Raw genomic sequence first — 12,159 nt, 5'->3', positions numbered from 1 at the left:
CGTACCGACGCCGACCACATCACCGAATGGGACACCGGCGGCGAAACCAACCCGGAGAATCTGCAGTTGTTGTGTCGCAAACACCACAACCTCAAAACCCACCACGGCTGGCAAGCCAAAGTCCTGGACCCAGAAACCAACACGATCCAATGGACCTCACCACTGTGCAACACCTACCTCACCGAACCCACCGGGACCGGCACCACACCAAACGGATCAAGGGAAACAACAGGCTCGGGCATCCTCGGCAAAAATGAGAGCACGGCCGATCCGGCATCGTGGACCTTTGAAGCACAACACAACGCTCAAGCCGCGAACGGCCCGTGCTTCAAATGCCTCCGCCACGAATGCTCCACCCCCGGCCACGACAACCGGATCGGGCCCTTCAACGACCACTCCTTCAGCTACCAAAATTCCCTCGCCGAAGGCTTCCGGCCCATCCAAGGACCGCATAACAAACCCGCCTCCACCCCGCAGCACGTCACCGCCACCGGGGTTGACGACAACCCACCCTTCTAAACCGCGACCATCGCGGAACCCGGCGGCCGCGCGCCGCGCGTCTCTTGAACCCCCAAGCACCCCAGAACCAAGGTACGCACGCGTGATCAAGCCGGGGACACGTCGTCGTGCATCTGGCTCAAATGATCGGTGAGGTGCGCGAACTAGTAGGCTGTAACTACCCACTTTCAACAGAAGAGAATGTTGTGATCCAACTACGCGAAATTTCCCCGGCCGACCTGGACGTCTTCTTCGAGCAGCAGCAAGACAAGAGCGCGAACTACATGGCCGGATATGGTCCCAAGAACCCCAGCGACCGCGGCGTTTTTGACCTGTACTGGCAGGAAATTCTCTCCAGCGAGTTGGCGACGGCGAAGGCCATTACGCTCGATGGCGATGTTGTCGGCGGCATCATTGCCGCGCCGGCCCCCGGAGGCGTCGCCGAGATCAATTATTGGGTCGCCGCCGCGCATTGGGGCAAGGGCATCACACAAGAGGCGCTGAGCCTGTTCCTGCAAGACTTCGATGACCGTCCGGTCCAGGCGCGCACCATCGCCGACAACCACGGCGCCATCAAGATTCTCGAGAAGCAGGGCTTCACCAAGGTGGGCGAAGACAAGTCGTTCTCCAACGTGCGCGGCGAGGTCGTCGAGGAGCTCATCCTCGAACTCGACTAACCCGCCGGCAACCGCCGCGCGCAACGCGGCTCAACCGGGCTAGTCCCCTAGCGAATCCAGGAACTCGCGCGTCGGCACAAAGAACGTCGCCCCGGTTTTCGCGGTGGAGAAGTCGAGGAGCTTGTCATACTTGTCCGGCCCGACGCCGACAAACATCCGCTCCAACATTTTCTCCAGCACCCACAGTCGCCGCGTGTACCCAATAAAGAACGTCCCGTATTCGCCAATTCCCGGCTTGGCAAAGGGCATGTTGTCGCGCAAAATATCGCGCTCCACGCCCTGCTCGTCGTGCACGGTGGTCAGCGTCTTGTGCGCCGGATTCGCGTCATTATCCGGCAACTCCACGTTGTCCGCCTTGCGCCGGCCAATGATCGCTTCCTGATGCTCGGTGGTGAGCTTCTCCCAGGCATCCAGCGGATGCACATACTTTTGCACCACCAAATAGCTCCCGCCGCGGAAGTCCGGGTCCTCATCTCCCACCAGCGTTGACTCGGGAAGGTGCAACCCGGTCGGGTTCGCGGTCCCGTCCACAAACCCGAGCAAATCCCGATTATCAAAATAGCGAAACCCCTTGACCTCATCCATCACCTCAACCGAGTCACCGAGCGACTCCAAAACCAGCCGCTCCATCTCATAGGTCAGATCATCCCGCTCGGAACGGATGTGAAAGAACATGTCGCCGCCGGTCGCCACCGCGGTGTGCTTGGGCCCGACAATCTCGGTAAAGTCACGCAATTCCGAGGGCCGTCCATCCACCCCGAGCGCTCCCCAAAACGCGTTACCGATCCCGACGTTACAGCTCACGTGCGCCGACAGGTCCCGGAATCCCACATCTTTGATGAGATCGCCAATCCCGGCAACGGTCGCGATCGCCTTCTTTTGGGCGTCCGGCTCCGGTTTCACCCGCACGGTCAAAAACACCGCGCTTTGCGACAGCGGCGCATCCACGCTCTGCGGTTGCATGGGTACTCGATTTGAATCTGCCATTTGTCTCCCCGTTCGCGTTGAAAAACGTTATGTGTTCATCGTATACAGGTGTTCGGGCCGCCCGGCTTGCCCATATCGCGGCCGCACTTGAACCTGCCCGGCCTGCGCCAAATGCGCCAAATACCGCCGCGCGCTCACCTTGGAAATCCCCGCCAACTCCGCAATCTCTTGCGCCGACAGCGGTCCTGCCGCCTCCCGAATCACCTGGCGCACCAGCTCCAGCGTCGGCTCCGCAACCCCCTTGGGCGTCGAGGCAACAGCCCCCGAGATACCGGCGCCCGCCCGCGCAAAACGCCGATCAATCTCGCCCTGATTCAGGCTTTCCTTTGCCTCACCCCGGGCACCCTTCTCCCGCGCATACCGTCGCAATCGCTTTTGAAACTCCACCCGGGAGAACGGCTTCACCAGGTAATCCACCACGCCGAAGGCCAGCGCGCGATCCACCACCGCGGACTCCCCCGACGCGGTAATCATCATGACATCCGCGTTCACCCCGGCCTCGCGCACCGCAGCCAGCACATCCAAGCCGGTCCCATCGCCCAAATCCAAATCCAGCAGGATCAGCCCGGGGCGCCGCACCAGAATCTCCCGCACGGCCTCCTCGGCGCCGCCGGGCGCGGCCACCAGCGAAAATTCGCCCAGCTCGGCCAGATACGCCGCGTGCACAATGCGCGCGCTCTGATCGTCATCGACCATCACCACGGTAATTGCCTCGCTCATCTCACCTTTCCTGCCTGCTCGCCTTTGCTGATGCCCGACGGCGATGCCTCACCGTCACTGCCGGCGCTCACCTTTGCCGCCACTCGCCGGGGCGGAAGCCACACCGTAATCTTCGCTCCGCCCAGCACCTATCGACCGATGTCGATCTGCCCCTGGCGCTCTCCAACAATCCGATGCACCAGTGACAACCCCACACCGCGTTGCTCGCTGGAGTCGGCGCTCTCCGATCCCTTGGTCGAGAAGCCGCGCTTGAGCACCTGCTGCTGTTGCGATTCGGGTATCCCTGGACCGTCATCCTCCACAACGATCTCGGTCGATTCCCCGCCCTTGCCTTCGTACACGCTGACTCGAACCGTTCCGCCTTGGCCCGTCGCCTCTACCGCGTTGGTCAGCAAGATCCCCAGAATCTCCACCACCTGCGCGTCCTCGGCCCCTGCACCGAACGTGCTTTCCGGATCCACCACCAGCTCAATTTCTTCGGTGGACGCCGCCTGCCCCTTGACTCGCAATAGCGCTACCAGCGTCGCGTCCGTAATCCCTTCCGGGATGCTCACGTCATGGCGCGGCGTCACCACCAGCGAATCGATATATGCGCGCGCCCGCTCCGTCTCCCCCAATTCCAGCAGCCCGGACAAGACGTGCATCCGGTTAGTGAATTCGTGGGTTTGATCGCGCAACCGCCGGGTCATGGATCGCTCGGTGCTCAGCGATCCGAGGGCTTCTTGCACCTCGGTGCGATCCCGCACCACCAACACCGAGCCCACGTCCTCGCCGCGCACGCTCGCCCGGGTATAACTGAGCAACAGGGCCCGCGTCTCCAAGGTGACGACCTCCACCTGACCCGACCCGGAAATCCGCTCAATTGCCAGCCCAATTTCGGGTGAGATGACGTCCCGAAGGCGAGCTCCGACGTCGTTCTCCACCAAACCCAAAAGGCGCGCGGCTTCATCATTGATCAAGGTGATGCGGCCAGCCGAGTCCACCGCAACCATACCCTCCCGCACACTGTGCATGAGCGCGTCCTGGGTGGCGAGCAGTTGCCGGATTTCGCGCGATTCCTGGCCGTAGACGCGGCGCCACACCAGTTGCGCAATGAGCGCCGCGGAAAACGCGCCGAGGATCACGGCGATCGCGATCCAGAGGATGAGGACGCTGAGGTCATCGCGCGCGTCCGTGGCGAGTTCGCTCTCCGGGATCCCGACCGAGACCGAGCCGATGATCTCGCCCTGGTACCGCACCGGGACCTTCGCGCGGTAGGTTGGCCCGAGTGTTCCTTCCTCGGTGCCGACAAATTCCTGGCCGTCCTGGATCGCGCTGTGGTCGGTCGAGGGCGGTTTGCCAATCAGGCTCGGGTCCGGGTGCGCAATGCGTACACCGTCCATATTCACCACGACGATGTACCGCATTTTCGCGCTGGCAGCGATAACGTTGGTGACCTTGCTGACCTCGGTCGGTGTCACTTTGCCTTGAAGCCCGTCAATGACGGTCGGCAGCGAGGCGACCGCGCGCGCCACCGATAGCACCCGCTGGCCCTCGATTTCGCGCTGTTGGCTCAGGTAGAGGTTGATCGCGACGGTCGAGGTGATCGCGATGACCACGAGCGAGGCCAAGACCTGCACGCCGACCAGTTGCCAGCGGAGGGTTCCGAGGCGAGTCAGCCATCGACGCACAGCAGTCTGCTTCCGGTGAATTTAATGGTTTTAACGATTCTTAAGACTAGAACACCCGCACCGCCTGTGACCTGCGTCATAGTGGAACGAATGCTTTAGACACACTCGCATGTGAGGAACAGGTTTTGCAATGAAGCAAAGGGTTGGAAAGGTCATTTTCGCCGTCGTGGCGATCGCGGTGACCGTCTTTGCCGGGATCAACGCGGCATCGTCTGGGGGCGGCGCGGCGGCGCGTAGCAAGCTGACGCTGATCGCCCCGGCGGCACCGGGCGGCGGCTGGGACGGCTTCGCCCGGGCCTCACAGAAGGCGATCAAAGATGTGGGCGCGTCCAATAATGTGCAGGTCGTCAATATTCCGGGCGCCGGCGGGACCATCGGTCTCAGCCAATTCGTGACCTCGATGAGCGGGTCCGAAGACAAACTTCTGGTGACCGGCGCCGTGATGATCGGGGCGATCGAGTTGGAGGGCCGCGGCGACAATCAACTCGAGCAAACCACGCCGATTGCCCGCGTCTCCGACGACTACGTGGTGCTCGCGGTACCCGCGTCCTCCGACATCAAGACCCTGGACGATTTCGTAGCCAAGCTCAAAGCAGACCCCGCCGGCACCTCTATTGCCGGCGGATCGCTCGGCAGCGTAGAGCACCTGATGATCGCCGACGTGGTGCGCAAATCCGGGGTCGATCCCCAGCAAATGAACTACATCGCCTACTCTGGCGGCGGCGAGGTGCTCTCCTCGATGCTCTCCAACACCACGGTTGCCGCCGTCACCGGGTACAACGACATTGCCGACCAAGTCGACGCCGGAAACGTGCGGCTGCTCGGCATTTCCTCCCCGGAGCGCCTCGAGGGAGTGGACGTTCCCACCTTTACCGAACAGGGCTTGGACGTGGTCTTCGCGAACTGGCGCGGGTTCGTGGCGCCGGGCAACATTTCGGAGGAAACCCGCGCCGAGTACGAGGCAATTATCACCGATATGCGGAACTCAGAGGACTGGAAAGAGTCCCTCAAGCGCAACGAATGGACCGACAGTTTCATGGTCGGCGCGGAATTTGAGCAATTCCTCAAGAGCGAGTACAAGCGCGTCGCCGAACTGGTCAAGGAGGTTGGACTGTGAGCACATCGACAACTGAGACCACGGCGCCCGCGCGCCCGGCCAAGCGCGGAACCAAGGGCTACGGCGAGTTTGTGGTGGTTGCGGTCACCCTGGGGCTCGCGATCTTCCTGACCGTCAACACCGCGACCATGGAGGTCCGCGGCAAGGAACTCATCGGCCCGCAGTTCTTCCCCGCGATCGTGGCCGGGGTGCTCTATGTGGTGAGCATTTTGCTCACCATTCAGATTCTTCGCGGCACCACCGTGGAGAACGACGACGATCCAAGCCTTTCCGCCGATTTCTCACCGCAAATGCTGGATGACTTGGGCGACATTCCGCATGAGGCCGCGGGCACCCGCGATTCCGCGGGGCGACCCGAAGTGGTGGCCACCGGTGTCATGCCGAAAGTGCAACAGGCGCAAAAGCACCGGATGTATTCGGATTGGAAGACGATCGGCCTGGTGTTGCTCTCGCTCGTGGTCTTCACCATTGGTCTGGTCCCGGTGGGATGGCTCATCATGGCCGCGTTGCTCTTTTGGGGGATTTGCATTGCCTTTGGTTCTCGCAAATACCTCATGGATTTGGCCATTGGATTCGTTTTCTCCGCTGTCTTCCAACTCGTGTTCAACGGACTGCTTGGTTTGAATTTGCCCTCCGGATTCTTGGAAGGACTGCTCTAAATGGATCAGCTACAGCTCTTGGGCGAGGGCCTCGCCGCCGCACTGACTCCTATCAACCTCTTGTGGGTTCTCATCGGCGCCATTCTCGGCACCGCCGTGGGCGTGCTACCCGGCTTGGGTTCATCCATGGCGGTTGCGCTGCTGCTGCCATTGACCTTTTCCTTGGATCCCACCGGCGCGTTCATCATGTTCGCCGGCGTCTACTTTGGCGGCCTTTTCGGAGATTCGATATCCGGCATCTTGCTCAACACTCCCGGCAACTCGTCCGCAATTGCGTCCACCTTCGAGGGACACAAGATGGCCAAGAACGGACGGGCACCGCAAGCACTGGCCACGGCCGCGATCGGTGCGTTCATCGGTGGACTCATTGCCTGTTTCCTGGTGATCTTCCTGTCACCATCACTCATTCTCCTGGCAAAGCTTTTCACGCCAGCGGAGTACTTCGCGTTGGCTGTGTTCGCCTTCCTCGCGATCTCCTCGGTGGTGTCAGAGTCCATTGTCAAGGGCATTGCGGCTCTGGCTATTGGTTTGGTGCTGGCAATGGTTGGTATTGACGATCAAAGCGGCACCTCTCGGTTTACCTTAGGAATCCCGCAACTCTTCGACGGTTTCTCGATTGTCATCATTACTGTTGGACTCTTGGCGCTCGGCGAAGTTTTCAACGTTGCCTCGCGAATCCACCGCGATCCCAACGTTGCCAAGTTCATCACCGGCGGTCGCCCGTGGCTGAGCAAGGCAGACTTCCGCAAAGCATTGCCCTCCTGGTTGCGCGGCACCGGATTCGGGTTGCCGTTTGGCATCATTCCCGCCGGCGGTTCAGAAGTGCCAACGTTCATGGCGTACGGCACGGAAAAACGTCTGGCGAAGCGCCGCGGCGACAAGGACTGGGGCACCAAAGGCTCGATCCAGGGTGTTGCCGCTCCCGAAGCGGCCGGCAACGCGACAGCCGGCACTGCGATGGGAGCGCTGCTCGCGCTCGGCCTACCGACATCCGCCACCGCGGCGATTATGCTGGCAGCGTTCCAGCAGTACGGTATCCAGCCGGGCCCGCTCCTCTTTGAGCGCAGCGCGGACCTAGTGTGGACGTTGCTCGCTTCGCTGCTGATCGGCCTGGTGATCCTCTTAATCCTGAACCTGCCGTTTGTGCGGCTCTGGGCCAAACTGCTGGAGATTCCTCGCCATTACCTTTACGCCGGAATTACCGTCCTGTCGGTGCTGGGCGTCTACGTGATGAGTTCATCGGTCATTGACCTCTGGGTGCTGATCGGCATTGGTCTTCTCGGCTTCATGATGCGCCGCTACGACATTCCGCTGGCTCCGGTCCTGATCGCGGTGGTGCTGGGCCCGCTTGCCGAAGTATCCCTCCGCCGAGCACTAGCCGTTTCCGAGGGCGATCCGAGCGTGCTGCTCTTCAACAGCCCCATCACCATCACCCTGTACGCGGTGCTGGCCGTGGCCGTGGTGTACTCGGTGATCCAGCATTTGCGGCACCGCAGCCTCGCGAAGGCCGAAAGCGAGTTGGTGAGCAGCTAGCGCGCTGAACTTCCGTGGGCGCTGACTACTGATAGCGCTCACAGAAAAACTTCCGTGAGTGACAACTCGTGTTAGCACTCACGGAAGTTTTGTGTCCGGCTAGACCCAGGTCAGCACCGTCGCCGGATCGCGCAGCACCGCACCGATGTCGGCGAGGAACTTGGAGCCCTGCTCGCCATCCACCAGCCGGTGATCGAACGAGAGCGAAAGCGTCATCACGTCCCGCAACGCCACCTCGCCCTCAAACTCCCACGGCATCTTTCGCACCGCGCCCATCGCGAGGATCGCGGCCTCGCCCGGGTTCAGGATCGGTGTACCCGCGTCAATGCCGAACACGCCAATATTGGTGATCGAAATCGTCCCGCCGCTCAGTTCAGCCGGCGGCGTCTTCCCGGCACGAGCCTGTTCGGCAAGAGCGTTGATCGCTTGCGCAAGGTCCAGCAGCCCCAGCTGATCGGCGCTCTTAATATTGGGCACCACGAGCCCGCGCGGCGTCGCGGCCGCAATCCCCAGATTGACCGGCCCGTGCAACACAATTTCTTGCGCGGCCTCGTCCCAACTGGAGTTCACGCTCGGGTTCCGCCGCACCGCGAGCATCAGCGCCTTCGCAACCAGCGCGAGCGGCGACAGCTTCACCCCGGCAAACGCCCGGCTCGACTTCAGCCGCTCGAGCAGCCGCATGGACTCGGTCACGTCCACGGTCAGGAATTCGCTCACATGCGGCGCCGTGAACGCGCTGTCCACCATCGCCTTCGCGGTGAACTTCCGCACCCCCTTGATCGGGAAGCGTAGCGTTTCCGGTTGCACCCCAATGATGCTCGACGGCGTGTCCCCGACCCCCGCGCCCGGCCCGCCTTGGCCAGCGCTCACCTGGGCAGCTTGTCCAGACGCGTCGGCAGAGCCAGACTGTGCGGCTTGGACATCGGCGCGCGTGATGAGACCGTCGGGTCCGGTACCGGTCACGCTTTCCAGGTCAATGCCCAAATCGCGGGCGAGCTTGCGCACCGGCGGCGTGGAGCGTGGCCGTTCCACGGGCTCCGGCCGCGGCTCTTGGCGGCCAGGAACTTGCGGTTCGGCACTGCGGCGGGAGCGGCGCCGTGGCCGCTCCCCCGTCTCCGGTTCGGCGCCGTAACCAACCAGGGTTGGCACTCGTTTAGGAGCTTCCCCGGTGCCTTCGCTTTGGTTACCCGCCGATGGGGCGAGTGGCGCGTCTTCGGGGGCATCGCCGTCGTTCTCCACCTCAAAGGACACGATAGGTGCGCCGACCGCAATGACCGTGCCCGGTTGCTCGTGCAGTTCTTTAATGACGCCCGCGTAAGGGGATGGCAGCTCAACGACGGCCTTCGCGGTCTCCACGTCGGCAATGATCTGGTTCAGTTGGACCGTGTCGCCGACGCCCACGTGCCAGGCGACGATTTCCGATTCGGTGAGGCCCTCGCCGAGGTCGGGGAGCCGGAATTCCTTGATCATGTGCGCTCCTTAGACGGTGCTGGCCGGGTTCATGGCCTGATCGACACCGTCAAGAATACGGTCTAGATCGGGCAGGTGGTGGGACTCCAACTTGGATGGCGGGTACGGCAGGTCGTGGCCGGTGACCCGAACCGGCGGTGCCTCCAGGTGGAAGAACGCCTTCTGCGTAATGGTGGAGGCGAGCTCGGCGCCGAGGCCCGCGGTGCGTGCCGCCTCGTGCGCGATCACGAGGCGCCCGGTCTTCTTGACCGAGTTGACCACGATGTCAAAGTCGATGGGCGAGAGCGATCGCAGGTCGATGACTTCGAGCTCGATCCCTTCGTCCGCCGCGGCGCTTGCGGCATCCAGCGCCGTCATCACCAGCGGGCCGTAGGCGACGAGTGTGGCGTCTTTGCCTTCGCGAACCACGCGAGCCTTTCCCATGGGGGTCGCATCTAGCGGGGCGTCGAAGTCGACTTCGCCCTTGGTGTGGTAGCGGCGCTTGGGCTCAAAGTAGATGACCGGGTCATCGCTCGCGATGGCTTGGCGGAGCGTGGTGTAGGCGTCCTGCGGGTTGGATACCGTGACGACTCGGAGGCCCGGGGTGTGCATGAAGTACGCTTCCGGGGACTCGCTGTGATGCTCGGGCGAACCGATGCCGCCGCCGTACGGGATGCGGATGGTGATCGGCAGGTTCACGGCGCCGCGGGTACGGTAGTGCATTTTCGCGATTTGCGAGACGATCTGGTCGAACGCCGGGTAGACAAAGCCGTCGAATTGGATCTCGACCACGGGACGGAAACCGCGGAACGCAAGACCGATCGCGGTGCCAACAATGCCGGACTCGGCAAGCGGGGTGTCGATGACGCGGTGTTCGCCGAAATCCTTTTGCAGTCCGTCCGTGATGCGGAAGACGCCGCCGAGCTTGCCAATGTCCTCGCCCATGAGCAAGACCTTGTCATCGTCTTCCATGGCGCGGCGGAGCCCCTGGTTGATGGCGCGGGAGAAGGTGACCTTTTCCATTTAGCGCGCCCCTTCTGCGGTGGTGAAGCTCTCCAGGTACTCGCGGTAGTTTTCGCGCTGTTCCTCGAGGACCGGGTGCGGTTCAACGTAGACGTTGTCGAAGACTTCCATGGGTTCCGGGTCGGTCAGGTTGGTGACGCCCTTGCGGAGGTCTGCGGCCACCGTGTCCGCTTCGGCTTGGGCGCCCGCGCGGAGCTCGTCCGCGTCGACGCCTTGGGCAATCAGGTACTTTTCCAGGCGGGCGATCGGGTCTTTGCCCTTCCACTCTTCGACCTCGTTGGCGTCGCGGTAGCGGGTTGGGTCATCCGCCGTGGTGTGTGGGCCAATGCGGTAGGTAATCGCCTCGATGAAGCTGGGGCCGCCGCCGTCTCGGGCCGCGGCCGCGGCCATGCGCGTCACGGCCAGCGAGACCAGGACGTCATTGCCGTCGATGCGGTAACTGGCCAGTCCCACGCCTTCCCCGCGGGCGGCAAGAGGGGTGTGGGACTGCAGGCCCACCGGTTCGGAAATCGCCCAGTGATTGTTCTGGCAGAAGAAAATTGCCGGCGCCCCGTAAGAGGCGGCGAAAACCATTGCCTCGTGAACGTCGCCCTGACTGGTGGCCCCGTCACCGTAATATGCGATGGCTACTTGGGTGCCGCCGTCGAGCTTCACACCCATCGCATACCCGGCCGCGTGCAGGGACTGCGCCCCGATAATGACCTGCGTCGGGGCAATGTGGACATCGCGCGGGTTCCAACCGCCGTGCGCGTTGCCGCGCCAGACGCGCAACATGTCCGTCATGTTCACGCCGCGGACGTAGGCGACGGCGTTTTCGCGGTAGGAGGGGAAGACAAAGTCGTCCGAGTTGAGGGCGTGCGCCGAACCGACCTGCGCGGCCTCCTGCCCCTGGAACGGGGGCCAGAGCGCCAAGTGACCCTGGCGCTGGAGCGCGGTGGCCTCGGCGTCGATGCGGCGGGCGACGACCATGTCCCGATACAGCTTGATCATCGCGTCCTGGTCGATGTCTTCGAGCCAGACGTCCAGTTCCGCGTTCGGGACGCGCTCGCCTTCGGGGGTCAGAAGCTGGAGGACGGTATCGCCTTGCTGAACGTCATATTGTGTCGACGGGATGGAGGCCGACGTTTCCTGGACCGAGTCCATTCACACACCTTAAATCTGTACGTGTTGGGAACTCTCGCGCCGTTGCGAGAGTTATTGTGACAGTACTCACATTGTTCAATGAGCACAACATCACGCGCCGCTCTTGAGCAGAATGCCTAGTATATCCAGATTCGTCGGTCTACTATTGAGCACTATGCACACCATTGATCAGACCGATGCGCGCATCCTTTCGGCGCTCATGAAAGACCCGCGGCAGAGCGTGGTCTCCCTGGCCAATCACCTCGGCATTTCACGAAACACGGTACAGGCGCGGCTGAACCAATTGGACGGGAAGGGCGTGTTCTCTTCCTATGCCGCCAGCGTGAATCCGACGGCGCTCGGGTATCCGCTGGTTGCGTTCATTCACGCGCACGTGCAGCAACGGCGGCTCGCCGATATAGCCGCGGCGCTACAGGAGATTCCAGAGGTGGTGCAGGCCCACGGCGTGACCGGACCCGCGGACATCCTGATCCGCGTGGTGGCCGAGGGCGCCGAAGATCTGTTTCGGGTCAACTCGGAAATCCTGGCGATCGAGGGCGTGGAGCGGACCGATACCTCCCTTGCAATGAGCGAGCTCATCCCGTTCCGGATCGATCCGCTGCTCAGTCCCCCCGCCCCCTCGTCTATGTAGCGCGACACGCCGAGGAAACGCGTGTTTCCTCGGCGTGTCGCGCTACATAGAC

Annotated in this window: 12 protein-coding genes; 6 read left to right on the top strand and 6 right to left on the bottom strand. The window is 62.6% G+C overall.

Going from position 1 to position 12,159, the window contains the following annotated elements; genetic code table 11:
• Positions 1 to 519, top strand: a 519-nt coding sequence (locus tag O148_RS0104220) for an HNH endonuclease signature motif containing protein (RefSeq protein ID WP_026529911.1), incomplete at its 5' end; no start/stop codon positions are given.
• Between the two features lie 185 nt (positions 520 to 704).
• Positions 705 to 1,175: a GNAT family N-acetyltransferase gene (locus O148_RS0104215; RefSeq protein WP_157374480.1), complete on the top strand. Its 471-nt coding sequence runs from the start codon at positions 705 to 707 to the stop codon at positions 1,173 to 1,175.
• Positions 1,176 to 1,214: 39 nt separating this feature from the next.
• On the opposite strand, the gene O148_RS0104210 is transcribed toward O148_RS0104215, so the two are convergent.
• The 3 genes from O148_RS0104210 to O148_RS14795 all read right to left on the bottom strand — a co-directional run bounded on the left by O148_RS0104210 (position 1,215) and on the right by O148_RS14795 (position 4,552).
• Complete coding sequence (locus tag O148_RS0104210) at positions 1,215 to 2,162, bottom strand: Dyp-type peroxidase (protein WP_026529909.1); 948 nt, start codon at positions 2,160 to 2,162, stop codon at positions 1,215 to 1,217.
• A gap of 27 nt (positions 2,163 to 2,189) precedes the next feature.
• Positions 2,190 to 2,882 carry a response regulator gene (locus O148_RS0104205; protein ID WP_026529908.1) on the bottom strand — a complete coding sequence of 231 codons (693 nt, stop codon included), beginning with the start codon at positions 2,880 to 2,882 and terminating at the stop codon, positions 2,190 to 2,192.
• A gap of 128 nt (positions 2,883 to 3,010) precedes the next feature.
• Entirely contained in the window at positions 3,011 to 4,552 is a 1,542-nt protein-coding gene (locus O148_RS14795; protein ID WP_075204275.1) for an ATP-binding protein, read from the bottom strand.
• Between the two features lie 130 nt (positions 4,553 to 4,682).
• On the opposite strand from O148_RS14795, the gene O148_RS0104195 reads away from it, so the two are divergent.
• Genes O148_RS0104195 through O148_RS0104185 form a run of 3 tightly spaced genes read left to right on the top strand, consistent with a single transcriptional unit; the run spans position 4,683 to position 7,861 of the window.
• Positions 4,683 to 5,669 carry a Bug family tripartite tricarboxylate transporter substrate binding protein gene (locus O148_RS0104195; protein ID WP_026529907.1) on the top strand — a complete coding sequence of 329 codons (987 nt, stop codon included), beginning with the start codon at positions 4,683 to 4,685 and terminating at the stop codon, positions 5,667 to 5,669.
• Positions 5,666 to 6,328, top strand: a complete 663-nt coding sequence (locus tag O148_RS0104190) for a tripartite tricarboxylate transporter TctB family protein (RefSeq protein ID WP_026529906.1) — start codon at positions 5,666 to 5,668, stop codon at positions 6,326 to 6,328. The genes O148_RS0104195 and O148_RS0104190 overlap by 4 nt, the downstream gene beginning before the upstream one ends.
• Positions 6,329 to 7,861 (top strand): tripartite tricarboxylate transporter permease, encoded by a 1,533-nt coding sequence (locus O148_RS0104185; RefSeq protein ID WP_026529905.1) that lies wholly within the window; start codon positions 6,329 to 6,331, stop codon positions 7,859 to 7,861.
• 99 nt (positions 7,862 to 7,960) lie between these two features.
• Here O148_RS0104185 and O148_RS0104180 read toward each other — a convergent pair whose 3' ends face one another.
• From O148_RS0104180 to pdhA, 3 genes are read right to left on the bottom strand one after another with little or no spacing between them, the layout of a single operon-like run.
• Complete coding sequence (locus O148_RS0104180) at positions 7,961 to 9,331, bottom strand: dihydrolipoamide acetyltransferase family protein (RefSeq protein ID WP_026529904.1); 1,371 nt, start codon at positions 9,329 to 9,331, stop codon at positions 7,961 to 7,963.
• 9 nt (positions 9,332 to 9,340) lie between these two features.
• Positions 9,341 to 10,333, bottom strand: a complete 993-nt coding sequence (locus tag O148_RS0104175) for an alpha-ketoacid dehydrogenase subunit beta (RefSeq protein ID WP_026529903.1) — start codon at positions 10,331 to 10,333, stop codon at positions 9,341 to 9,343.
• Complete coding sequence (pdhA, locus tag O148_RS0104170) at positions 10,334 to 11,476, bottom strand: pyruvate dehydrogenase (acetyl-transferring) E1 component subunit alpha (RefSeq protein ID WP_026529902.1); 1,143 nt, start codon at positions 11,474 to 11,476, stop codon at positions 10,334 to 10,336.
• 154 nt (positions 11,477 to 11,630) lie between these two features.
• Between pdhA and O148_RS0104165 the strand changes: the two genes are divergently transcribed.
• A complete protein-coding gene (locus tag O148_RS0104165) occupies positions 11,631 to 12,107 on the top strand; it encodes an Lrp/AsnC family transcriptional regulator (protein WP_035744754.1) in 477 nt (158 codons plus the stop codon).
• Positions 12,108 to 12,159 lie beyond the last annotated feature (52 nt).

The organism is Haematomicrobium sanguinis DSM 21259 (assembly GCF_000688395.1).
GTDB lineage: Bacteria > Actinomycetota > Actinomycetes > Actinomycetales > Micrococcaceae > Haematomicrobium > Haematomicrobium sanguinis.
Note: the sequence above shows the minus strand (reverse complement) of the source record. Positions and strands in the feature narration are given on the sequence as shown.